Here is a 23297-nt window from a genome sequence, read left to right on the forward strand (position 1 = left end):
CGCTCTCCCCTTTTTTAAAAATGAATGAGCTGCGTCTTATTAAGTATTGCCTTTTTCACTGAATTACAGAAGTTTATTTTCATGGTAGTTTAAGTGCGTTTGTTTACAAACTTTATCTAAAACAAGCCGTTTTCCCATAAGGATACGGCTTGTATATTGTTATACCTCCAATTTTTCGGTTTGTGATTTCATTTTTATTGAATTATGTTTTAAAGCAGAAGCTAGTATGATTACCATGCTTACTACTCCAATCCATACAAGGGTAGATAAAGGTGAACTCCAAGTTAATCCCTTTCCGAAGAAGAACAATTCACGCAAGCCTTGTATCATAAATCGCATTGGCAACCAAGAATAAACCCAATCTCGATAAAATGGTGACATCATTTCTGGAGCCATTGCAAGTAATGGTGCTCCAAAGAATAACATTAAGGCAAAAACAGCAATACTTCTAATTCCCAACAACGAAAGTACAGCTAAAATCATTAGGAAAAAACTAAAAGAAGTAATCGATAGGAATAAAGCTGTATCCATATAATATGGAATATGAAGTCCTATCATCCCATCTGCCAACCAAGGTAAACCAAATCCAACGACAATGGCGACAATTGCCCCCATCACTATTTGTCCTATCTTTGCGATAAGGCTCTCTTTCCGATTTGCAATTGATAATTTACTAACAGCGATAAAGATAATAGCAGCACTTGCCAAGCTTGCTATCCATAATGGTTGAAATAGGGAAACAGGAGAATTTCCGTTTGCACTATTAATACCAACTTCATTAACATTAATGACTTTTTTTGTAATAGGTGTTGCTAGACTTGCAGCTTGCTTTACTGTTAAAGTTGCTCCTTGCTTTTCAAAACCATCAAGTAGTTGTGTACGAATATTATTATTCATATTATCAACTACCCCGTTCAATATTTGCCCAGACGCGGCTGATGCTGCTGGATTCATACCTTGATTAATAAATATTTTAACTTCGGGCGATAAAGGTGTAGGAGTCCGTATGGAAGCATGTTTCGCACTGAAATCTTTCGGGATGACTAATGCTGCGTAATATTCTTGATTATCTAACCCTTTTTGTACGTACTCTGAACTTTTTACTACAACCCATTTTACAGCAGGGTCTTTCACAGTTGTTGCATTTGAATTTTTTTGTATCATGTCAACGATTGTTTGCCCCATATTCATCTTTGGTTGATTAGGGATTTCAATCCCTACATCCTCATTTACAATTGCAATGGGCAAATTTTTTGGTTGAGGTTGAACCGATGGAAATAATGTTAGTGAAAAGATAAAAATAACTGCTAATGCGATAATGGGTGAAATTAAAAACAGTTTGTTTCTGAACATATTTTATCCTCCCTTATTTTTTGTTATAATAATGAACAACCTGTTGTTCATTATACTTAAAATTTTATATTTGAATCCTTTTCTCTTCAATAATCAAAAATGGCAGATGTGTTGGTTACGGAACACCTTTTATAAATGTGTTGGGTAAAATTAAGGAGGGAGTAGTTTGCGAGATAGTAATACGGATTTACGAATCATTCGGACAAAAGAATCCATCCGAGATGCACTAGTTGAATTAATCGAGGAAAAAGGTTTCGAGGCAATTACAGTTAAAGACATAACAACCAGAGCGAGGATTAATCGAGGAACATTTTATGCACACTATCAAGACAAATTCGATTTAATGACTAAATGCGAAGACGAAATTATGATTGAGATGTCCAGAATTGCAAAACAGAACTTCCCAGGTGTAATCGCCGCACTTGAAACCAACTCACCGACTGTAACACCATTTCCCCTTGCAGTTTCAATTTTTGAATATCTAAATGAAAATAGCGGTTTTATGAGAGCTGTGTTAGGTCCAAAAGGAGATTTATCATTTCAAACAAGGCTGAAGGATTTTATGTGGAAAACAATGTTTGGTAATGAACCAAACGCACTTATTAAGGAAGAAAATTTACTTGTTCCAGGACAATATTTAGCTTCTTACGTTGCGTCTGCACATATAGGAGTAATTCAACAATGGTTAGACAGTGGCAGGAAAGAATCTCCTCAAGAAATGGCTCGTATCCTATCAACCATAACAGTAAATGGACCCTTTTTTGCAGCTGGGTTAAAAAAATAGATTAGTCAAAGCAAAAGGGACAGTGCCTTAGAAAAAAACAGGTACTGCCCCTTTATTTTTACAAACATGTATATCTAACCTCCCTCAATAAACTAATCACAATCTCACGATTGCTCAAGAATTCTTAGGTTTTCATAGCCAAATGATTAACCACTACCATCACAAGTCCAGCCTGATTCCTCAAGGATAGCGGATGACCGAAAAAATTGTATATTAAAGTAACCAATCATAGGGAAAAATTGGTTAAGTCAATTATGATCGCACTTTTGGATGTCCACATATCTCATGGAGGTCAACCCTCCCATGCCTCACAGAGTCGATGCTCCTACATTCCTTCGTTCAACCTTTCCATGAGGTGGATGTCGGTAATGCTGCCCCACAGGATCTAAGTCCTTACGTTAGATGCTTTGCCGACTAATCCGTGCTTCCCTTGTAATTAATAATATCTAATGAAGTGACTTTGTTACCTTAATTAGTTGAACTTATGCGACTGCTTGATGCTCCATAAATGGAGCCATATGAGGAATATCCCTTAACATCTTGTCTTCTTGGAACGTAAATTGTTTTTTACCAATTGAAAATAAAATACGAATAAGCTTGTTACACAAAGCAATCAGGGATTGCATTTTGCGTAATCTTACAAGACAACATTTATTTATACAGCTGGCACGTAGATCCTGATCTCGGGATACAATCCATTCATACGGATCATTTCTTACCTGGAGATGTTGTTTATTTTAATAATCCAGACCTTGATCCAGAAAGTTTTCTCATGGTTTTCATTGTCGGCATTGTGGAAGTACATCAGTGGTTCGTTACGGGAAGCGAGATGGTCGCCAACGTTATAAGTGCAAAGACTGTTATAAATTAAGCAGTGATTTGACCAATTCCCCTATGTATCGTTCGAAAAAGGCAGATAAATGGATTCCATTTATAGAGTGTATGTTGAATGGTCTATCACTTCGTGAAACAGCTTCACAAATAGGCATCACTCACGTAACCGCTTTTTACTGGAGGCATAAAGTGCTGTCTGCTCTCGCAAAAGAAAGTATCGGTATATTTGAAGGTCTAGTAGAAGTAGATGAAACATACTTCTTAGAAAGCCATAAAGGACGAAGAGTTATTCCGAATCGCAAACCAAGAAAACGTGGCGGTTCTGCTACCAAAAGAGGTATTTCCAATGAACAAGTCTGTGTATTAGTAGCTAGAGACCGAAACAAAACAACCCTTTCAAAACGAGTCGGTTTAGGTAGAATTCTAATGGAACAAATTGATAACACTCTTACATCGCATTTTAAGAATGATACGGTGCTTATTTCCGATGCTCACAATTCTTACAAATCTTACACATCTACTAATGATGTGGAGCACATCATCATAAACGGCAGTAAGAAAGAATATGTAAAGAAAGGCATCTACCACCTCAATAATATTAATAATTACCATCCCCCTTTAAAGAAATGGATAAGTCGGTTTAATGGTGTTTCTACGAAGTATTTACAACTTTATTTAGTGTGGTTTCAATTCCTCGACAATAGGAAAATGGAAAGCGATTTAAGCAAGAAAAAACAAATGCTTATCTTGGCAAGTGTTCATGGAACATGGGAAACCGCAGACAAGTTAAGACTGAGAGACTATGCATTCTAAATATAAATGCACATAAAAATGAGCTGGGAAATATCTCCAAGCTCATTGAATTTTGATGTCCGTTTTTAACTAAAGCTACCCGTTAGCCATCCATGAAGCGCAAAATCAGCGCTTCACCACAGAGAATGAAAATATAGTGAAGTGTCCGTACTGATTCTTAATCCAGTCAATCCATAGATCAATGAATTGTGGCTCTCTCCATTTTTTTAAACGAATGAGAAGGGCCTTTTTTGGTATTGCCTTTTTTCGAAGTTACAGAAGTTTATTTTCATGGTAGTGTAAGTACAATGTTTCACAAGTTCCCTTCATGTACTACTATCTTGTCCAAAACCACTTTTAAAAGGAAGCGAATTAGCTATAACAAAGCATAAACATAATCATCTCAAAAACGTTCATTTTTGAGATGTACCTTCTCTTCTGCTTCACACTAAGTTATTCTCAATCACTTTGCACACCGAACATGTTTTAAGTACATAAAATACCTATATATATCTTATGTAATGAGGTGAAGAAAATTATGACTTTATATATGGATTACACATCACCATCAACTCAATACACATTTGACGTAAATAACAGTCCCTTGTTTAAAAAGGATAACAACAACCTTATTAACATATTAGGTGTGAACCAGTTAAATACATTGGAAAATGTATCTCTGTTAGACATTTTCCTAAGTGCCAATAATGTAGCAGAACCTCAATATCACCCAAATGCTGCCGAGTTGAACTATTGTATTTCCGGGGCGATAACTGTTTCGATGCTGAACCCATTTACAAAACAAATTCTCAATTACGCTATTACCCCCGGTCAAGTGGTAAACATTCCACAAGGTTGGTGGCATTATCAAATGGCTACTGCTGATAACACTCACTTTTTAGCAATTTTTGATGCACCAACTCCAGAGGTGGTTTTTGGTTCAGACATTTTAAAATATACTCCTACAAATATTATGGCACATACCTACTGTCTTGATGAAAATAAATGGAAAGATGCAATTGGACCGGTTAAACCATCAACAGTTATAGGTCCTTACACAAACTGCAATAGTAAAAATGAAAATTTCTCTCAGCGGTATTTAATTCAACAGTATCAACAACAACAATATAATCAACAATATCCCTACATGCCTCAGTATCAGCAATATTGGGGCTTTAGATAAATTAAATAAATAAATCTATCGGCATGGCTAAAACCATGCCTTTTCTGTGTACCTGTTTCGCTCAAAAGCAACATGAAGGAGTTATCTCGCTTTTTCAACTAAACTGCACCGTTAGTTTAAGTGTAAACCTTCACAAACTTGTTCTTGTTTTAACATAAATATCCATTTTAAGTGAATCTAATTTAATCAGAAGTAGGGTAGGTGTCACCATACCATTTTACTATAAATCAACCTTTTCCTTTAACATAGCCTTAAAAATAAAGCATTAATAAAAATTTTCATGATCGAATTAGTGGGTTGATTAGCCATTCGAAAATCAAACTCGGTAGGATTTGGGTTTCCGTTACTCCATTAACTGGCCCTATAATGAAAAAAAGCGATCTTCTTTATTGAAGAATCACGCCCTATAACGGAATAACTTAGGAGCTTCTATATCTTCTAAAAATACTTTTCCAAGTCATAACAGCTTATTAAGATAATCAATGTTTTAGAAGAAAATCAACCATTCTATTTAAAGCTTCTTGTGCTGATTTTTCATCATATTTTGAAGAGTATGGGTCACTAAATCCGTGTTGCCCGTAAAATTTATGTATCTCGATATTCTTTTTTTCTAAAGATGAAATTAACTGGTCAACAGTAAATGTTTGCTCTCTTTCAGGAAAGAATAGAATTGTTGGACATAAGGGGTCTATCCCTACAAAGTTCCTAATTCGTGAGCCATAATATCCCACAATTCCGTCGAGACAATCTTCCTCACTACACAACCAGGCAATAGTTGCCCCAACACTAAATCCGACAATATATACTTTTTTATATTTATCTTTAATATCTAATAATAGACTTTTAATTTCCTCCGAAGCATTTACAAAACCTATATTCTCAGTAAAATTACGATAAGCTAATTCCTCTTGAGAATATTCAAATGGTGTTTCCTGATTTAATAAATTTGGACAAATAACATCAAAATCTTTTTCTGATAATAATTGACAAATATTCTTCATATGCTGGTTAATTCCATATATTTCATGAACTACAATGATTAGAGTATCTGACTTATTATATATTTTTATTAGTTTATACCTCCTATTGAATCTTCCTTCTTATTATACAATACATGCAAAAAAATCTTATCTATACTTTGGCAAAAATATCTAATTTTATTGAGATGCTTGCTCCATTAAATGGCCTGTTCGTTGAATAAAGTCTCGTTCTCGATAACCCGAGTTGTAGTACAAGAGTGTCTAGACTTGTGTCACTCGTCAATAAAATAAATTGTTTAATTATGTGAACCACTATGCCTTGGTCATTATTTATGGACTTTTAGGTCGTATAAGCATCATACGCCGCAATTCCTAAGCGAATCGCTAGGAAATGACTGGGAATGGAAATTTTCCATCATGATCCACGAAATTCACTGGCCGTTTTCGCTGCCCCTGTTGCTGTTAGAGGTCTGCCAAACGCATCATAGGAATACGTGACGACCATCGAACCATTTTGATCTCTCAATCCAATAATATCACCGCGATGATTTGTTTAGATATCTGTATCTAGGAGATTAAATAATGAGTTTATAAACTTGGAAAGTTTGATAAATATATAAATTAAAGAGGCTCCAGTTTCTCCAGCCTCTTTAATTATATTATTCTTGTTTTACCCGGACAGTCAGCAGTATTAAAAAGGAAAGAATGACGATGGAAATCACCCACATCCACGCCATTTTCATATTACCAGAATCAATCGCTATATAAATAGCTGTAGGTATCGTCTGTGTTTTTCCCGGAATGTTACCAGCAAACATTAAGGTAGCACCGAATTCCCCCAATGCCCGTGCAAAGCTTAATATACTTCCTGAAATAAGGGCCTTTGAAGCTAGAGGAATAGAAATAAATAAGAAAATTCTCCATTCATTCGCTCCATCTACCCTAGCTGCTTCTTCAATATCAAGGTTTATTCCTTGAAATCCTGATTTTGCGGACTGATACATAAGTGGAAATGCTACAACTATTGAAGCAATGACAGCAGCCCACCAAGTGAAAATGATGGGCTGCTTAAAAAGCCATTCAATAGCCTTTCCAGCCATGCTATTCTTTCCAAAGATGACAATAAGAAAAAATCCAACAACTGTAGGAGGGAGAACCATCGGGAGCATGAGAGTAGTTTCCAAAATGGATTTCCCCTTAAAAGATCTTCTAGCCAAAATTCGTCCTATCAATGTTCCAATCAAAATAACTATAACACCTGATATAGTAGCTATTTTTATCGACAACCAAATTGGACTCAAAAATTCTTGCATAAAATCTTTATTCAATAGTAAATCCATATTCCTCAAATACCTTTAATGCATCGTTGCTTTGTAAATACTCATAAAATTCTTTTGCCGCTTCGTAATGTTCAGAATCCTTAATGATACCGACAGGATAAATAATAGGGATGTGTGTTGCAGAACCAGCGGTTGCAACAATTACTACCTTTTCTGAAACCAATGCATCTGTTTTGTACACAATTCCAGCGTCAACATTACCGGTTTCCACATAGGATAATACTTGACGGACATCCTTTGCATAAACTACTTTTGACTCAACATCTTTCCATATATCCATCTTTTCAAGAGACTCTTTTGCATATTTTCCCGCAGGCACTATTTCAGGAGTTCCGATTGAAATTTTATCTACTTCAGCTTTTACAAGATCTTCGAAACTTTTAATAGATTGATCTTCTTTAGGGACAACTAATACGAGTTCATTTCCAAGAAGATCCAATCCGTCTTCTTTCGCAATATTTCCTTCCTCAACCAATAAATCAAATTTATCTTCTGCTGCTGAGAAAAATAGATCAACCGGCGCTCCTTGAGAGATTTGTTGCTGCAAAGAACCAGAAGCCCCAAAGTTGAATTTCAACGTTATTTCGGGATGTTCTTCTTGATATGTATGTTGAATAACATCCATTGCATCTTTCAAACTAGCTGCTGCTGAAATGGTTAATTCAACATTTTCCTTAATTTCAGATGCTGTTTGTGTTACCTGTTTGTCTGAAGATTGATCTGCACTCTCTTTATTAGAACACGCTACTGCAAACATAAGTAAAAATAAGAGAATACTGACGAATTTAAACCGTTTTTGCATGTTTCCACCTCTACCCTCTCCACCCTTTTGATATAATTAATTATTACTATTTACATTTTATACTAACTAATTATAAAAATAAATATTTTTCAAACTTTTCAGAAAATTAACCCTTAATAAATATAAACCTGTGAATTTTTCTGATTATCCATCTAGATGAATACGATTTTATGTTTTGTAATAAAAAAAATGCATCTTATTCATATCCGCTGACAGCTTAAGGAGTTGTTCTTATTTAACATCAGATCGTGTATCAAGTCGGGCAGTAAAATGGTTGACCTGGATTTTTGAGTGTAGAATATTTACTGCCCCTAGTAATTTAGTTACTTCTGCATCTATGATAGAACCATTATAAGTTTTAATAAAGACTGATGCATCATGTAAATCCTCTGGGCGGTTCCCCATTATGATTTGGAAACGGAAGGATCGGCAGTCCCGCTTTTAGCCATTGGCTTGGATCAAGCCCTTCCGGGGGGTTCATTTCTTCTGGCATCTTACTTTGGTCCATCCCATGGTGGTTTTGGATTTGGCGGCGGCTTTACCTTGCTAATTGTATTGTTTATCCTCTTAATCATTATTGGAGCCAACTTCTGTAGTGGATTTGGAAATAAGGAGCAAAAAGAGCGACCTTCATGGTCGCCCCTTAGCTTCAAAGAATATTTACCTGATAGATAATCAGTGACGGCAGCTAACTTTAACTCTTTCGAATAAGAATTCCAAGAAGCTGCTTCTTCCAGACTTTCTTCACCATTTACTTCATATTTTCTATTCCACTCTCTAGTAGTCCCGGGATCAACAGAAAATTTAGCGCTAATATCGGCTATTGAATGATGACCATCTTTATAAAGGTGTAGAATGGCTAATTTCTCAGCTTTAGAATATTTAATTCGAGCCATAAAAATACTCCCCTTAGAGAAACAGATTTTATTTTTTAACCTGTCTACCTTATGGGGAGCATATCAAATTTTATCAAAATAGATTCTTCATTAGCATATTTAAGTTAGGGTTTTATAAAAAAGTTTGATCATTTTCTACCTTTGATCTTATACAATAGCGCCCTTTTATGAAATAACGAAAATCTGGATCTTAAAACACTCAATTCTAATTAACCCCCCCCCTTTTAATTTGTTACAGTTTTAGATGCAATATTGTCTTGATTGTCTTGATTTTCTAATTTGCTTATTGCTGCTGCACTTGTATCGACACGTTTAACAAATAGTGCTAATACTAGGGCGATAATATTGATCACAAGCGTTACAAAGAATGAATATTGAATTCCAGCTAGTAATGCTTGTTGCGTTAATGCAGCTGTTGAAGTATCTGTTAATGTTGCTGGATCAACGCCAGCCATTAAGTTTTCAGCTTTTGTCTTCGTAACTGAGTTCATAATAGTAATCAGAATAGCTGTGCCAATTGAACCTGATACTTGTTGGGCTGTATTGTTAATAGCTGTACCGTGGGGATTTAAACGAGTTGGTAATTGGTTTAAACCATTTGTCATAATTGGCATCATAACCATTGACATACCTAACATACGTAAAGTGTAAACAAGTACAATATGTGTGTAACTAGAATCTATTTGCAAGTTTGCTAGCATATAAGTTGAAATTGCTGTAACCACAAGTCCGACTACAGCTAAAATACGTGGACCAAACCTATCGAACAGTTTACCTGTGATTGGCATCATAATACCCATAATTATTGCACCAGGTAACATCATTAAACCTGAATCAAGCGGTGAAATCCCTCTTACGTTTTGAACATATGCTGGTGTTAATATCATACCAGAGAACATTGCTACTGCGTTTACAATTGCAATCACAGATCCAAGTGCAAACATTGGGTGCTTGTAAACACGTAAATCTAATAATGGTTCATCCATTTTTAACTGGCGAAGAATGAAGGCTATTAATGCAATGGCACCAACAATTAACGTTGTTAATACGATTGTATCTGTCCAACCATCTGAGCTCGCAGAACTGAAACCATATAGTAATCCACCAAAACCGATAGAAGATAATACAACTGAGAAGTAATCAAGTTTTGCACTTTTGTTTTGTTCCATTACATTTTCAAGCTTCCAAATCCCTAGTAATAAACTAATGACAGCTAATGGCAAAATCATTTCGAAAAGTACGCGCCAGTCGTGGTATTGTACGATGTACCCTGATAATGTAGGTCCGATTGCTGGTGCAGTAATCATAACTAAACCAAAAATACCCATTGCAGCACCACGTTTTTCACGTGGGAAACTTACTAACATAATGTTCATTAATAAAGGTCCCATGACCGAAGAACCTGCTGCTTGGATCATACGCCCAGTAAGTAATACACCAAAATTTGGTGCAAAGGCTGCTACTGCAGTACCTAACGTGAAAATCGCCATCGATGTAATGAATAAACGACGATTCGAAAAGCGTGTTAACAAAAATGCTGACGCTGGAATTAATACACCACTGACAAGCATATAGCCTGTAGAAAGCCATTGTACTGTTGAATAATCAGCAATTTCTAAATCGACCATAATGGATGGCAGTGCTACATTTAATAACGAGTTATTTAAAAATGAAACAAATGCTCCTACGAAGAGGATAGCAATCATAAAATAAGGTGTTTTTTTATGTTGTAAGGTTGAATCCATATTTTTTATCCCTCTTATCTTTTCTAATTAATTTCTTCACTCAATTGATTTTAAACCAATAGTTCAAAAACAACAACTGTTTTATACTATCGGTTTAAAACAGTTGTTTTTTTAGTGTAAGAAAATTATACTACTCTATATAGAAATGACAGGAGGACGGCATGAATAACCGAAAAAGGAAAGTAGCCGACATTGCATTAAAATTGTTTGTTGAGAAGGGTATTCAGCAAACTTCTATCCAAGAAATTATTGAAAAAGCGAACATATCTAAAGGTACTTTTTACAATTATTTCTCCTCTAAAAATGATTGTATTGCAGATATATTAGAATTTCTTCGTTATGATGCCAGTCAACAGCGAATTGCCATGCAAATCAGCAAAGATCCACAAGATCGCGACGTTTTTGTTGAACAAATTACTATTTTAATTCGGTTGAACGAAGAACGAAATTTACATGCACTATTTGAGGCTATTTTACATTCGAATGAAACAGAACTGAAAAAGTTAGTGTTGCAGCATCGAGTTTTCGAAATAGAATGGCTATCTAATCGTTTTATTGAAGTCGTAGGAGAAGAAATTCGAGAATACGCTTTTGAAGGAACCATATTGTTTTATGGCATGTTGCAACATATGTTATTTACCATGCGAATTACGAATAGTCCGTATTCTTTACATCATTTAGTAAATGTCATTTTGTCATATATAGAATTGATTATGCCGTATATGATGAAGAATGGCAGTTTTATGTTAAACTATTCTGCAATTGATTTATTACGCACAAATGTTGATAAAAAAGTGGTAACCATAGCAGAATTAAAGGAATTAGCAGATCAACTTCAGCAACACTATACATTTAATGAAGAGCAACAAGATTTATTCGATGTGATAATGAACGAATTACAATGTGAACGGGTACGAAAGATTGTAATTCAGCAATTATTAAAGCCGTTTCAACAATTATTTAACGAAACAACCATTCAATCGCAAGTACACACATTTACGAATATGATATGGTATTATTTGAAGTCTATTTAAATTTTCATAATAGAATTAGCATCAGGAAAATGCGGATTTGTAACATTAAGAGTTGCCTGTTATAAAAACCCCAATTTTATCTATGAGATACAAAGATAAAATTGGGGTTTAATTTTTTACTAAGGCCACTTAAGTAGAAGCTTCACAATCTCTTCTTCACTTTAATATATCTAATCCCTTAAATGTTTGGCTCCAGAATCTGGTCCAATACAAAAAGACGCATTCTTATTAAAGAAAAGCACCCAATTGTGGAAGAACTTATTATAAAAAAATAAATACTTCTCCACTATTTATTATAGTGCTAAACCAGCTAATAGGAAGGCAATATCTTTTTCTAAAATTTTTATTTCCCTTATGTTATACTATTTTTGGCCATACCAAATAACCCTCCAAAACCCTTTTGGAAGGATTTTTCTTTGTTTCACAAAACCGTTAATTAGGCTAAATCAAGGAACGTTTCTTTTCTCTTTAATAAAGCATAAATCCAATGAAGGAGTTTATTAATACGGGCAACGATTGCCACTTGGGCAGGCCTTCCTTCTGATTTTTTCTTATTATAGAATGCTTTATGTTGTTTATTGAACTCCTTATACCGCATAATACGGCAAGATACAGGGAATGGCGTAGTCTACTCGAACCTCTTTTTGTAATACGATTGATGGTTGCCGTAAACCTGAGTGAACACTAGGATCGACTCCAGCGAAGGCAACCAGTTTTTTGGGATGATTAAACCGATCGATTTCACCAATCTCAGAGATAATCGTGGCTGCGATTTTTTCTCCTATACCAGGAATCGATTGGATCATCTTATATTTTCCCATTTCATTTGCCAGGGCAATTATACGATCTTCCAAATCGGAAAGGTTTCCCTGGTAATGAAAAAGCAACTCAATATACATACGCAGATTAATTAAGTGACTTTGATACACGCTTGTTCGAAACGGATTTCGAGATGCGGAATCCATTTTTTTTTGGCTTTTTCCCATGCCCATTGACCAGATCGGCTAGGACAGAACTCCATTACACTCTCTGCTAGTTTACTTTCCCCGACTGTTAGTACCGCCTCTGAAGTAGGGTATTCCTTTAACACAATAATGAAACCTTTGAAAATAAATCGCCAAAAACCTTTTGGTATTCAGGAAACACTTGATCTAAAATATTATGAAACTGAAGTTTAGCTTCCACATACATATTCGTTACGATTTCCTGTTGTCTTGACATATTCCGAAGGTCTAACAGCTGAATTCCTCTAATTTTATGAGGTTCAAAATCCGCTTTGTAATACAACACACACAACTGGTACGCATCGATTGCGTCTGTTTTTACCTTTCGTAAACTAGACTTCTTTGCCTGATAAGAAATAATGGGATTTAGTAAGATATATTGGACCCCTAGTTCCTCCAAGTATTGAATAACGGGAGTATGGTAATGCCCTGTAGATTCTAAAAGGATCATAGGCATTTTCCCTGTCACCTCTTCGATCTCTTTTAAAAATCCTATAAAATAATCTAATTCCTCTCTAGTATGCTTTATTGAAGAGCACTTTCCATACGGTTTTGATTTATTTAAAAATGCCTGAACTTGGGCTCTCTCCCTTTGCCACATCCGCACCAACTACTGGATTCATCGTTTTTTCCTCCTCTACTTACTAACCAGTACCCTATAGTCCTCCATGTAGTGTCATAGCTTCGCTTGTTATACGAGATCTACGTCCCAACCAGCCTCAAACATGTTTCTACAAGTAGGGGGCGGACAGTTTAGTTCACAGGATCATGTCCCACGCACCCGTATGTCCTACCCTGGCTACTGATATAATAGATTCTATTAAATAAAGGTCAACCAGTAAAAATAACTGGTTGACCTTATAATACAAAAGCATCCTTTAGCTTAATTAGGGGTAGAGTCAAGAAAGTGCGGATTTACAACGATAAGCATTTTGACACAAGTCTTATGAGACATTATAAAATCCTAATTTAACGGTAGTTGTCTATAATCTTCAATTTCTAATTCTAATCCTTTTAAATCGTCCATATATCATCAACCTCTAATAATAAATTAAACAGCACATACACGATATCCTTCCAGGTAAAATACACTACAATTGAAAGCCTTTTTGTACACAAAGATATCCCTATTACAACTAATCCTGCAATCCCAAACAACGAGACCACCAAAATAGTGGCCTCTGATTTTCCTTCGGTATCTTACATTTAAATCACTGGGGTAAATCCAGCCACTGAGCACAATGAAAAAGCGTAGATTACTTTAGGAGTAGTTAAATCATCAACAAAAAACGCTAAACAATCACAGATTGCTAGTAAAAATACTCCATTAATCGGGGCTATCAAACTTTCAATAATAAGATTGACTGGTGTTACAAGCCCAGCTGCAAATTCCAATTGTTGTCCAATTCCATTTGCACAATTATTGCAGCTGCAAAAGGAATTCTTGCAAGTATGACAATTTCCTCCACATTTATCATCGCACTCATCGCATTTACTTAAGATCGGACTATTATTACAATTATTTTTTGCAAAGGTTACTAAAAATTGAACTAAATCAGGAGAGGTTGCTCCAACTCTAATACCTGCTACCTTGCATAATTGAACCGTTGTTGTTGGGGGTGTGGTATCTGTCCTGAAAGATACCGTTGAACAGTCATTTACATTGGTAATTGTTTGTCCGGTAGTAGGAACGGGAGTGAAGAAAGGAAGATTAAGGAAATAGATATCTACTGTTTCAGAAGGATTAGATAGTTCAAATATTCTTATTTGATTCAATACATTGGCTAGTGCTCGTGCACAGCAATCACAGCATTCTCCTTTTCGATTACGTCTATCTTTTTTCTTTTTCCTCTTTTCACAGCCGCATTTTACCGTAACAGGAACATTTACTGTAACTCCACTTACTGTAACAGGTGTATTGATTGTTGGTGTATTGGTTAGGGTTTGAGGGCCTAGGGTCTGGTCCCCGTGTCTCTGTGTCTGGGTTTGTTCTCCTAAGGTTTGTTGCTGACTCTCTGATGGATTTTGAGTTAAAGAGCCTAAGGTTTGTTGCTGGCTCTCAGTTGGATTTTGAGTTAAAGCACCAAAGGTTAGTTGCTGGTTCTGGTTCTCTTGTGGATTTTGAGTTAGAGGGCCTAAGGTTTGTTGCTGGCTCTCAAATGGATTTTGAGTTTGAGGTCCCATGAATTGTTGCTGGTTCTCTTGTGGTGTTAGGGTTTGAGGGCCCATGAATTGTTGCTGGTTCTCATTTGGATTTTGAGTTAGATCGCCTAAGGTTTGTTGCTGGCTTTCTGTTGAATTTTGAGTTTGATCTCCCACCGTTTGTGTTTGATCTCCTCGATTTGCGTTCTGACTCTTACAACAACACGGCTTATTTTGGCATTTTTTACAAAACACAGTAGATTCGTTAATTAAATTACCAAAGCATTGTTCCTCCTTATGCTTCCGGCAATAAACGGTTCTAGAAACATCATTTTCTTCAGGATTCATATTGCTAAATCTCCCTTCCTTCCTTTATCTATTTAATTAGCTTGTATAGTTTATGACAACAAAAGTGTATTTGCTCTTATTTATAGATGGAAAATTTGATTCAAGTGAAGTAATTGGGTTCTGGCCAACGTTTTACGAGATGATGGGGTGAAGCGACTCTACACAATGTAAGATTATCGTTATTTTCGTCCATTGAAAAGACCACCAATTTGGTGGTCGCGTTGTTGAATTAATCAATCGTTAGTTCTACAAGAACTTTTGCTTTAAATAGACTTAATCCCAATAATTAAAGATTACATCTCCAATTCTTTCGGGTTTCCAATAGGCTATTTGTTCCAATTCAGCATTATTAAATTCATTGTCTTTTTGAAAAAATTGTTCGTTCAGTTCCGTAGTACCCAAAACACTATAAAAAGGGCTAAATTCTTTATATAAATGAGGTTCATCAATAAAATTGATTTCTCCGAAATTAACAACAGAAGAAAAAGTTAGTAAAGGATAATATGCATTCAGCAGTATATGAAAATGTTTATTAATAACATTAACTTCCACATCAAAGAAATTTGTTACTTCTGTTGGTGCTTTAAATTCTAAAACCGTTCCTTCGTTATTTTTTATGATACTGAAACATAGCTGTTTAAATTGTTTTCCATCAATTTTTGGAGGTTCGCATTGTTGTTCATAAAAGCCAGTTATACCGTTAGGAAATTTCATAAACTACCACCCTCATTAAATTCTATTTGAATATATTCCCTTTGCTTCTTCTTGAACTGATTTCAACCATTAGCTTGATAAGCTAGATTAAAAAACTCCTCTTATTTTATTCCAAGAATAGTTTACATAATCAACCTTATAGGCATAAAAAAAGATCTTCAATGAAGATCCATGATCATTTATTTCTCTATCCTAACCAGACATTTTTCATAAATTTCAATTTCATCAATGTTATAATCGTCTAATCGAATTGTACATTCACCTTCATTTGGCTCAAGCTCTTCACCTAGCCAACAAGGATAGATTTCACAATACTCTCCTGGCTTAAGATACTGTTTTAGAAGGTCACATAAAGTAATAAAATCTATTTGTGACTTTTTATAATTATGTGGAGAGTTCTTTTTTTGATAATGACTTATCCAATATATAGGATTCGGTAATTCAATTTCATAAACATTTTGAGTAGTAAAATGCTTTTTTTGAACATTTCTTCTATCTTTTTCTTCTGAAAAAATGTAACTAATTTCGATAAGGTCATCAGTCACTTCGTCTGTAATTTCCACTTTAAAATTGCATCCTAGATAAGTTGCAAGACTCATAACATACCTCCTTTAGACAAGGTGTCTGGATATGCTAATTCTAACATACATTAGTTATAGTAGATCCAAGGTCAATTATCCGCAATGAACAAAGAATCTTCAGTTGAAGATCCTTTTTTGCTGCTTATTGAATTAAAGCTATCCGTTAGTTCCAGAACTATGGATAGTATAATCATAGGAAATACATATCATTTTTGTTATTATTTAATGGGTGATTATATTGAATTTACTTACTCGCTCTTTTATTTTCTCCTTAATTACAAATTTAGCATTATTAATTGTTAAGTTTGTATTAGCTTTTATATTAACAGCTATGTATCAACCTGATATGGTATCAAATGGAGAAGAAGTATACTATCTTCAAAGTGAAGTAGTGATAGGTGGAAATTTTAGCTCTTCCTACATTACAGAATTTATTGTTGGCTTTATCGTTGTAATGCTGGTTTATTTGTTGGGTTATAAGCTGAAGTTGATTAAGTGAAAAGCGAAGTATTTGGACTTCGTTTTTTTGTTTGAACCTTTTCTTATTGCACTAAAGGGTGCATCGTTAGTTGAAGCAGCTCCCCAAAGGGGGTGCAGAAAATCTAGTCACCATAAGCGATGTTATAGGCAGTGAAAAAGGATCTTCGTCTGGAAAATCCTTTTAGCTGCTTGTTCAATTATAGGTCTGTTAGGTGGTATGCCTTATTAGTCCCAACTAAAACCCAATTTATCTTCATTCAATTTGCTTTCATTCCATTCTAAAATTCCTTCTCCTTCTTCAATTCCTTGTTCTTCCATTTCCTTTTTATAAAACTCAATGATCTTATTACGCTTTTAGTTGTCTTTCGGTAAATCGACAATCAAGGACGTAGCATATGGTCCTCCCTCATCTTCTATTCTTTCTGGTTCATCCTGAATACCTATAACATTTACCTTTAATACACCAAGTTCATAGAGTTTTTCAACAAATTTGATTGCATTAACAGTTTCACCAAACCTATCAGATGCTAATGCTGATGAATTGTTGTTACTTTTAAGCCATTCTAAGGCTTCATATATTTTCATTAAAATCACTCCTAAAATTCCTTGTTATTATACGTAGATACGGTATAAATCCTATTATAAATCAAGTCTTATTTAACTATCTTCTGCCCTATTAGTGAACAATATCCCAAGGTTTCGAATGGTCCGTTTTTATCGTTTATACATGATTTTATACAATGTTGATGAATTAACATTTTCGGCTTCTTAAGAAGCCTGATAGCTGCATAAAAAAGGGGTGTTTTATGCAGTCCCTTCTTTCACTAACGCACCCAATAGTTTAACAAGAACTTTTCTTTTAGGATTGAAAATATCTTGGTATCCTTAAACTCTCCTTTAATAAATTCATTTTTTCTTTTAGTTGTATATAAACATCATTCTTCAATACAAAGAGCACCTATCCAAGTTAGAGGCAGTACAGTATAAATACCCATTATTTTATCAACTATCTTATCATAGTAAACATAGATCTTAACCCAATTGAAGATTATGTCTTTGACTATGTTAAAGCCTTTTTGGATTCGTACATGTTTCTCAAAAATAGACAATATTTCAGCATTTATATCACACATAATACATTCTCTTTTTCTTTCTCACTACATACCATATAAGGAATACTAAGATGGAGAAGGTGAAAAAGTTGGTATACCGTCAATACGTCCAATATCCAGAATATCAATCTGAGCCTCTATGGGACCCTAATCAACTCTGGTATCATAATCATCAATTACTTCCATATCAGCAAATTTATCATCCACAGTTATGGAACCCTCAGTCACAATGGAACCAAGGACAGAATATTCAGCACAAAGTATGGAATTCCCCAGGACATAAGCATACTAAAAAGCTTCCTTTACACCCATATATTAATGGTTACCTTATCATGGGCGGTTAAATGAAAATTCCAATTATCTTTACAAACTTTTGAGATGCTGTGATAGCAGTTAGTAATGATCCTAATTGTAGGTATTGGACTGATTTTATAGTTGCAGCTGTTGGGCAATTATATCCGCAAATTAACATAAGACTACGTTCAAGCAACAAGTTAATTGAATAAAATAAATTTGAAACAAAATTAACGTCCAATTTAGACCATCCTTATTCAGGATGGTCAATTGTTAGAAAAAATAATTATACTGCGCAGTATGTGCCTACTCTCCCTTGGCTAAACTGTATCATCCTATCTACTTTTACAGGGAGAATAAAAATCAAAGACCTTTCTTTATAAAAGCAATTTTACTATTTGGTCCTAAACTGAATAAGTACGAACCACTAATATGCTTACACAGCAATATCCATTGTAACTTAGGGTATTCAACTATACATTTTATTAGAGATTACATTTTTTGATAAAGATAAACATAATAAATTAGAAGTGGCTCACATGAATAATGAATTAGAAGATATTAATATAAATGTTAATGACACAACGCGACCAATTGGGTTTGGTTTTTTTGGAAGACCATTCTTTAGAGGCTTTTAGGCGGTCTTGCTACCGTGCACTACTTAGCCCATTATGCTCCTGAATGAGGAAAATATATGATTAATAAATTTTTGACATTTCTTCGATTTCAATCCTAAAGATTGTAAGAAACTACTAGTTATAGCAAATTCAAAAAAAAGCCTCAGAAACCATTTGTTAGACATCTGTCTACGTGTGGTTCTGAGACTCTTAGTTTTTATACCATTAATGTACTTTTATTTTTCATTTCAATTAAAACCAATCGGCATATCCAATTTTTCTTAAATGCTCAGCAGACGTTTGCAAGCAATCAAATGGATCACGACCATATGTGTTATCTTGCTCTACTAAGAAATATTGTGCACCACTCTCAAGCCCAGCTTCAATAATGGCGTTCATATCAAGATTACCCTCACCAATTTCTGCAAACTCTATCGTATTTGTAAAGATCTGCATGAATTTAGCCATGTCATTAAAATCAACTTCGCTTAAATCCATCTGTCCAACTCGATAATCTTTCAAGTGTAATAGAGAAATACGTCCTGCATATTGTTTAATAAAATCAACAGGGTTTACGCCAGCTCTTTGAATCCAATGAACATCCAACTCAAATCCAAGTTTAGTCGTATTATTTTTCATTAAATCTAATAGATATTCGCCATCATATTTTTGAAATTCGAGATGGTGAGTATGATAATATAATTCAATACCATGTTCAGCTAATCTCTCAGCCATTACTTCAGCTTTATGGATAAAATCCATGATTTTATCTTTATCACCCATTACGGTTAAAGGCAACATGCCGATACGTAAGAAATTACAATCTAATGTTTTGCAATCATTCACTATTTTCTCGAAATCATCTGTCAATGTTTCTCCAGGAGCACCAGGTAGCATAGGCTCTAGAGCAGCGGACATCGCAGCAATTTTTATATCAAAATCGGCACTAGCACTCTTTAACTCAGATACATTTTCTTCAGTCATTGGAATTTGTGATACTTCGACAGCATGATATCCTAGCTCATTTATCTTTCTCATTGTTTCATATGCACCTAGTTCTTCGACTTTGCCTTTAAGCATCATCATTTGAACGCCAATTTTTCCTTTTTTCATATTGTCAAACCTCCAATTTAATTTCTTTTTTTATTTCTGATGATTTGCGAATCGCGTCTATCATTTTAATAGATGTTAGTGCGTCTTTAGCATGAACATAATCCTGAGAGTTGTTTTCAATACACGCGTAGAACTGATTAATTAATTTTGTATGGCTTGCACCATAATAAAATTTTGTACCAGGCAATTTTTTGTCTTCTATTATCTCTTCTTTTCTACCATTTTCATTTAATCTTGTTAAAATGCTATCTTTAATTGTAAATTTTTCTTTCTCAAAGACTACTTGGAGTTCAACACTGGAATTCCCCGAATTAGCAACCGTCGCAAAAAACAGACCTGAAGCACCATTACTAAATTTTATGTTGGCTGTGGCTGTGTCTTCCACCTCAATGCCATAATCCAATAAATTATCAACAGATCCTCTGATCGATTCAATTTCACCGCCGATCAGTTGCATTAAATCTAAAGTATGAAGTGCCTGATTAATCATGACTCCACCACCGGCGTACTCCATTTTTCCCCGCCACGGTTTAGCATCATAATAATCTTTCGGTCTAAACCAGGATACGATACCTTTAATCCCGATAATTTTGCCATATTGTCCGCTCGTAACTAATTCTTGAAGTTTTTCAAAAGACTCATTATATCGATTTTGCAGACAGACACCAATCTTAACTTCCATGTTGTTCTGCTCAAGTTTAACTAACTCATATCCCTCTTCTGTGTTCAAAGATAATGGTTTTTCTTGAAAAACATGAATGCCCTTTTCGACACACGCTTTTGTCGCAGGGTAATGCAGGTGATGTGGTAAACAATTATGCACACAATCTAACGCTTCTTTTTCAAGCATCTCGTGAAAATCCGTATAAAAATTCACATCAAGTACGGTATCTTTTAATGTTACATCAGTATCACATACCGCTACTAATTCAACATTAGGATTAGATTTAATAGCTGGGATATGGATTTTGGATATATCTCCAAGTCCAATAACTGCTACTTTGAGCATACGCCCAACTCCTTTTAAAACAAACTCACGACCAAACTAGCCATGAGTTCATTGGGATATTTTTAATTATTGTTTAACAGGACTCTTTTTTTCTTCTTCAATCTTTTTGTTTAATTCAGCAAAGTATAAGTCTTCGTCAACTGGAAGCTCAACTTCTTTACCTAACCAGCTTGAAAGATGGATAGCATTAGCAAGTGCAACACCATGGATACCATCGCTACCAGGTGCAATTAAAGGTGTGCCTTCTACGATATTTGCTGCAAAGTTTTCCAAAACAGAGATATGTTGAGCACCCCATACACTTTCAAATTCAAGCACTTCTTCAGTGTATATATCTGATAGACCTTTTCCTGTGAAAATGGCCATTACATCTGCCCAGCTCATATTAGCACTCATTTCAGATTCAGGTGTGTTAAGTCGTTTGATTGTAATTTTCTTACTATCATCCACGACAATTTTTCCTTTATCACCCAAAATTTCAAAACGGTCCGTACCCAAAATATCATGTGTGCATGTAATAAACACTCCAGTTGCACCATTACCATAGTCAAGTAATGTCGTTACTTCATCTTCAACGACAATATTTCTTTGGAAGCCATATTTTACATTGGAATAGACTTTTTTAGGCATTCCACAAATCCATTGAAGCAAGTCAAGTTGATGTGGTGCTTGGTTTACAAGAACACCACCGCCTTCACCGCCCCATGTTGCTCTCCAAGCGCTTTGCTCGTAATAACCTTGTGGTCTCCACCATGTTGTAATCATCCAGTTTGTACGGCGGATATTACCAATTTCTCCATTATCAATAAGCTCTTTCAATTTTTGATAAAGTGGATTTGTTCTTTGGTTGAAGAAAATTCCAAATGTTAATTCTGGTTTTGATGCTGCGAATTCGTTTAATTCTTTTACTTGTTTCGTGTATACACCAGCTGGTTTTTCTACTAATGCATGAATATCTCTTTGTAATGCTGCGATTCCAATTTCTGGGTGTAAGTAATGTGGAACAGTTGTAACGACTGCGTCAACATCTCCACTCTCAAGCATGTCAATATAGTTATCATAGAAAGGTACGTCTGGATACTTTTCTGCACACATTGCCTTTTTTTCTGGATCAATGTCACAAATAGCTCCAATCACCATGTTTTTTACTTTTCCTTCTGAAATAAATCCAGCATAAGTTCCACCTTGTGCACCAATTCCGATAATTCCTAATCTAACCGTTTTCATATTGATTTCTCCTCACTCTCTATTTTTTCAAGTATGGCTAATAATGATTCATATTGAAGCTTGTATCCACCAGCACCATCAAGTCCTTTGTTATCCTTAATCACATCTGTAGCTTCTTCAAGTTCTAAATCCTTTAATGAATCAAATAGTACAAGATGCGGCTCTAGAGTTAAAAACCCTTTGTAACCACTCTGGATAAACTGTGCAAGTAGCTCAGGTATTTTCCCATCGCCAGTACCACACACAACGTTTTGGCTATCTGTTGTAACTGCATCCTTGATGTGAATGTAAACAATCTCATCCTTTAGCAAGTCGTAGCAAGCCTGCGTGTCTTCCCCACATTGTACAAAGTTAGCAAAATCGAATATCCCTTTAAAATAAGGAGAGTCAACCGCTTTCAATATCTCATGACAACGCCTTGCTATGTCACCATAGATATCTTTTTCGTTTTCATGTACTAAAATCACATTATATTTTTCTGCAATAGCAGCAAACTCCGTTATTTTCGCGATTACTTCTTTACTATATTGATCTGAATTTTCACCTTTTGGAATATAGAAACTAAAAATACGAATATATTTACAGTCTAACAAGTTACTAATTTGGCAAAGCTCGTCCAACATTACCTTTTGTTTAGCAAAACCTTCTTGATCATAGATAAACACTTTGCCTATGGGCGATCCAATTGAAGAAACTTGGATGCCAGCTTTTTGAAGACGTGGTAATACAGATTCTTTTATCTCTTCTACATTAAAGTCTCCAATGTTTTTACCATCAATCCCACGTAATGATATATAATGCATACCTAGATTTGCGACCACATCAAGCTGAGTATCGAAATCTGATGAAATTTCATCGGAAAAGCCTGAAATCATTATGTCTTTAACCATATTCATTTAGTTCTGTTCCTCCT

19 protein-coding genes and 5 pseudogenes are annotated in these 23297 nt (G+C 35.0%); 8 read left to right on the forward strand and 16 right to left on the reverse strand.

Going from position 1 to position 23297, the window contains the following annotated elements; translation table 11 throughout:
- Window positions 1-159: 159 nt before the first annotated feature.
- Window positions 160-1353 (reverse strand): YhgE/Pip domain-containing protein, encoded by a 1194-nt coding sequence (locus HNP81_RS13125; RefSeq protein ID WP_182502911.1) that lies wholly within the window; start codon window positions 1351-1353, stop codon window positions 160-162.
- Between the two features lie 166 nt (window positions 1354-1519).
- Here HNP81_RS13125 and HNP81_RS13130 point away from each other — a divergent pair, with 166 nt between their 5' ends.
- Window positions 1520-2137 carry a TetR/AcrR family transcriptional regulator gene (locus tag HNP81_RS13130; RefSeq protein WP_182502912.1) on the forward strand — a complete coding sequence of 206 codons (618 nt, stop codon included), beginning with the start codon at window positions 1520-1522 and terminating at the stop codon, window positions 2135-2137.
- A 482-nt stretch (window positions 2138-2619) separates the two neighbouring features.
- On the opposite strand, the pseudogene HNP81_RS23845 reads toward HNP81_RS13130, so the two are convergent.
- Window positions 2620-2772, reverse strand: a pseudogene (locus HNP81_RS23845) (IS110 family transposase); the annotation flags it as partial.
- Here HNP81_RS23845 and HNP81_RS24650 point away from each other — a divergent pair.
- From HNP81_RS24650 to HNP81_RS13140, 3 genes and pseudogenes are all read left to right on the forward strand, one after another.
- Window positions 2772-3008, forward strand: a complete 237-nt coding sequence (locus tag HNP81_RS24650) for a TGL-type protein-glutamine gamma-glutamyltransferase (RefSeq protein WP_376766752.1) — start codon at window positions 2772-2774, stop codon at window positions 3006-3008. The pseudogene HNP81_RS23845 and the gene HNP81_RS24650 overlap by 1 nt on opposite strands.
- Window positions 2897-3784: pseudogene (locus HNP81_RS13135) on the forward strand (IS1595 family transposase); the annotation flags it as partial. The gene HNP81_RS24650 and the pseudogene HNP81_RS13135, both read left to right, overlap by 112 nt.
- Before the next feature lie 517 nt (window positions 3785-4301).
- Complete coding sequence (locus HNP81_RS13140) at window positions 4302-4946, forward strand: cupin domain-containing protein (protein ID WP_028390664.1); 645 nt, start codon at window positions 4302-4304, stop codon at window positions 4944-4946.
- 479 nt (window positions 4947-5425) lie between these two features.
- Here HNP81_RS13140 and HNP81_RS13145 read toward each other — a convergent pair whose 3' ends face one another.
- From HNP81_RS13145 to modA, 3 genes are all read right to left on the reverse strand, one after another.
- Window positions 5426-6016: a dienelactone hydrolase family protein gene (locus HNP81_RS13145; RefSeq protein WP_312859685.1), complete on the reverse strand. Its 591-nt coding sequence runs from the start codon at window positions 6014-6016 to the stop codon at window positions 5426-5428.
- Between the two features lie 569 nt (window positions 6017-6585).
- A complete protein-coding gene (gene modB / locus HNP81_RS13155; RefSeq protein ID WP_182502914.1) occupies window positions 6586-7266 on the reverse strand; it encodes a molybdate ABC transporter permease subunit in 681 nt (226 codons plus the stop codon).
- Window positions 7247-8068, reverse strand: coding sequence for a molybdate ABC transporter substrate-binding protein (gene modA / locus HNP81_RS13160; protein WP_182502915.1), 822 nt, complete (start codon window positions 8066-8068; stop codon window positions 7247-7249). The genes modB and modA overlap by 20 nt, the downstream gene beginning before the upstream one ends.
- A gap of 486 nt (window positions 8069-8554) precedes the next feature.
- On the opposite strand from modA, the pseudogene HNP81_RS23855 reads away from it, so the two are divergent.
- Window positions 8555-8668: pseudogene (locus HNP81_RS23855) on the forward strand (YjcZ family sporulation protein); the annotation flags it as partial.
- Window positions 8669-8811: 143 nt separating this feature from the next.
- Here HNP81_RS23855 and HNP81_RS23860 read toward each other — a convergent pair.
- Both HNP81_RS23860 and HNP81_RS13175 read right to left on the reverse strand, forming a co-directional pair.
- Window positions 8812-8964, reverse strand: a pseudogene (locus HNP81_RS23860) (transposase); the annotation flags it as partial.
- A gap of 224 nt (window positions 8965-9188) precedes the next feature.
- Entirely contained in the window at window positions 9189-10709 is a 1521-nt protein-coding gene (locus HNP81_RS13175; protein WP_182502916.1) for a DHA2 family efflux MFS transporter permease subunit, read from the reverse strand.
- 161 nt (window positions 10710-10870) lie between these two features.
- On the opposite strand from HNP81_RS13175, the gene HNP81_RS13180 reads away from it, so the two are divergent.
- On the forward strand, window positions 10871-11743 hold the full coding sequence (locus HNP81_RS13180; RefSeq protein ID WP_028390849.1) for a TetR/AcrR family transcriptional regulator: 873 nt from the start codon (window positions 10871-10873) through the stop codon (window positions 11741-11743).
- Between the two features lie 436 nt (window positions 11744-12179).
- On the opposite strand, the pseudogene HNP81_RS13185 reads toward HNP81_RS13180, so the two are convergent.
- The 4 genes and pseudogenes from HNP81_RS13185 to HNP81_RS13200 form a co-directional block, all read right to left on the reverse strand.
- Window positions 12180-13370: pseudogene (locus HNP81_RS13185) on the reverse strand (IS110 family RNA-guided transposase).
- Between the two features lie 583 nt (window positions 13371-13953).
- Window positions 13954-15237, reverse strand: coding sequence for a hypothetical protein (locus HNP81_RS13190; RefSeq protein ID WP_182502917.1), 1284 nt, complete (start codon window positions 15235-15237; stop codon window positions 13954-13956).
- Window positions 15238-15510: 273 nt separating this feature from the next.
- A complete protein-coding gene (locus HNP81_RS13195; protein WP_182502918.1) occupies window positions 15511-15951 on the reverse strand; it encodes a hypothetical protein in 441 nt (146 codons plus the stop codon).
- A 179-nt stretch (window positions 15952-16130) separates the two neighbouring features.
- The gene (locus tag HNP81_RS13200; protein ID WP_182502919.1) at window positions 16131-16550 is read right to left on the reverse strand and encodes a hypothetical protein; all 420 of its coding nucleotides are present in this window, start codon (window positions 16548-16550) and stop codon (window positions 16131-16133) included.
- Window positions 16551-16770: 220 nt separating this feature from the next.
- Between HNP81_RS13200 and HNP81_RS13205 the strand changes: the two genes are divergently transcribed.
- Complete coding sequence (locus HNP81_RS13205; RefSeq protein WP_028390844.1) at window positions 16771-17031, forward strand: hypothetical protein; 261 nt, start codon at window positions 16771-16773, stop codon at window positions 17029-17031.
- A 335-nt stretch (window positions 17032-17366) separates the two neighbouring features.
- Here the strand turns inward: HNP81_RS13205 and HNP81_RS13210 are convergent, their stop codons facing one another.
- Window positions 17367-17597, reverse strand: a complete 231-nt coding sequence (locus HNP81_RS13210) for a hypothetical protein (protein ID WP_182502920.1) — start codon at window positions 17595-17597, stop codon at window positions 17367-17369.
- A 598-nt stretch (window positions 17598-18195) separates the two neighbouring features.
- Here HNP81_RS13210 and HNP81_RS13215 point away from each other — a divergent pair.
- Window positions 18196-18468, forward strand: coding sequence for a hypothetical protein (locus tag HNP81_RS13215; RefSeq protein WP_182502921.1), 273 nt, complete (start codon window positions 18196-18198; stop codon window positions 18466-18468).
- An 819-nt stretch (window positions 18469-19287) separates the two neighbouring features.
- Here the strand turns inward: HNP81_RS13215 and HNP81_RS13220 are convergent.
- The 4 genes from HNP81_RS13220 to HNP81_RS13235 all read right to left on the reverse strand — a co-directional run bounded on the left by HNP81_RS13220 (window position 19288) and on the right by HNP81_RS13235 (window position 23280).
- Window positions 19288-20148 carry a sugar phosphate isomerase/epimerase family protein gene (locus HNP81_RS13220; RefSeq protein ID WP_182502922.1) on the reverse strand — a complete coding sequence of 287 codons (861 nt, stop codon included), beginning with the start codon at window positions 20146-20148 and terminating at the stop codon, window positions 19288-19290.
- A 4-nt stretch (window positions 20149-20152) separates the two neighbouring features.
- Entirely contained in the window at window positions 20153-21157 is a 1005-nt protein-coding gene (locus HNP81_RS13225) for a Gfo/Idh/MocA family protein (protein WP_182502923.1), read from the reverse strand.
- Between the two features lie 66 nt (window positions 21158-21223).
- The gene (locus HNP81_RS13230; RefSeq protein WP_182502924.1) at window positions 21224-22384 is read right to left on the reverse strand and encodes a Gfo/Idh/MocA family protein; all 1161 of its coding nucleotides are present in this window, start codon (window positions 22382-22384) and stop codon (window positions 21224-21226) included.
- Complete coding sequence (locus tag HNP81_RS13235) at window positions 22381-23280, reverse strand: sugar phosphate isomerase/epimerase family protein (RefSeq protein ID WP_246399344.1); 900 nt, start codon at window positions 23278-23280, stop codon at window positions 22381-22383. Before HNP81_RS13235 ends, HNP81_RS13230 begins: the two co-directional genes overlap by 4 nt.
- Window positions 23281-23297: the final 17 nt, after the last annotated feature.

Source organism: Peribacillus huizhouensis, from assembly GCF_014138605.1.
GTDB lineage: Bacteria > Bacillota > Bacilli > Bacillales > DSM-1321 > Peribacillus > Peribacillus huizhouensis.

Excerpts from the sequence above, each read along its gene's own strand:
- HNP81_RS13125 (WP_182502911.1), bottom strand. The coding sequence starts at position 1,353 with ATGTTCAGAAACAAACTGTTTTTAATTTCACCCATTATCGCATTAGCA.
- HNP81_RS13140 (WP_028390664.1), top strand. The coding sequence starts at position 4,302 with ATGACTTTATATATGGATTACACATCACCATCAACTCAATACACATTT.
- modB (WP_182502914.1), bottom strand. The coding sequence starts at position 7,266 with ATGGATTTACTATTGAATAAAGATTTTATGCAAGAATTTTTGAGTCCA.
- modA (WP_182502915.1), bottom strand. The coding sequence starts at position 8,068 with ATGCAAAAACGGTTTAAATTCGTCAGTATTCTCTTATTTTTACTTATG.
- HNP81_RS13175 (WP_182502916.1), bottom strand. The coding sequence starts at position 10,709 with ATGGATTCAACCTTACAACATAAAAAAACACCTTATTTTATGATTGCT.
- HNP81_RS13180 (WP_028390849.1), top strand. The coding sequence starts at position 10,871 with ATGAATAACCGAAAAAGGAAAGTAGCCGACATTGCATTAAAATTGTTT.
- HNP81_RS13190 (WP_182502917.1), bottom strand. The coding sequence starts at position 15,237 with ATGAATCCTGAAGAAAATGATGTTTCTAGAACCGTTTATTGCCGGAAG.
- HNP81_RS13195 (WP_182502918.1), bottom strand. The coding sequence starts at position 15,951 with ATGAAATTTCCTAACGGTATAACTGGCTTTTATGAACAACAATGCGAA.
- HNP81_RS13200 (WP_182502919.1), bottom strand. The coding sequence starts at position 16,550 with ATGAGTCTTGCAACTTATCTAGGATGCAATTTTAAAGTGGAAATTACA.
- HNP81_RS13210 (WP_182502920.1), bottom strand. The coding sequence starts at position 17,597 with ATGAAAATATATGAAGCCTTAGAATGGCTTAAAAGTAACAACAATTCA.
- HNP81_RS13215 (WP_182502921.1), top strand. The coding sequence starts at position 18,196 with ATGGAGAAGGTGAAAAAGTTGGTATACCGTCAATACGTCCAATATCCA.
- HNP81_RS13220 (WP_182502922.1), bottom strand. The coding sequence starts at position 20,148 with ATGAAAAAAGGAAAAATTGGCGTTCAAATGATGATGCTTAAAGGCAAA.
- HNP81_RS13225 (WP_182502923.1), bottom strand. The coding sequence starts at position 21,157 with ATGCTCAAAGTAGCAGTTATTGGACTTGGAGATATATCCAAAATCCAT.
- HNP81_RS13230 (WP_182502924.1), bottom strand. The coding sequence starts at position 22,384 with ATGAAAACGGTTAGATTAGGAATTATCGGAATTGGTGCACAAGGTGGA.
- HNP81_RS13235 (WP_246399344.1), bottom strand. The coding sequence starts at position 23,280 with ATGAATATGGTTAAAGACATAATGATTTCAGGCTTTTCCGATGAAATT.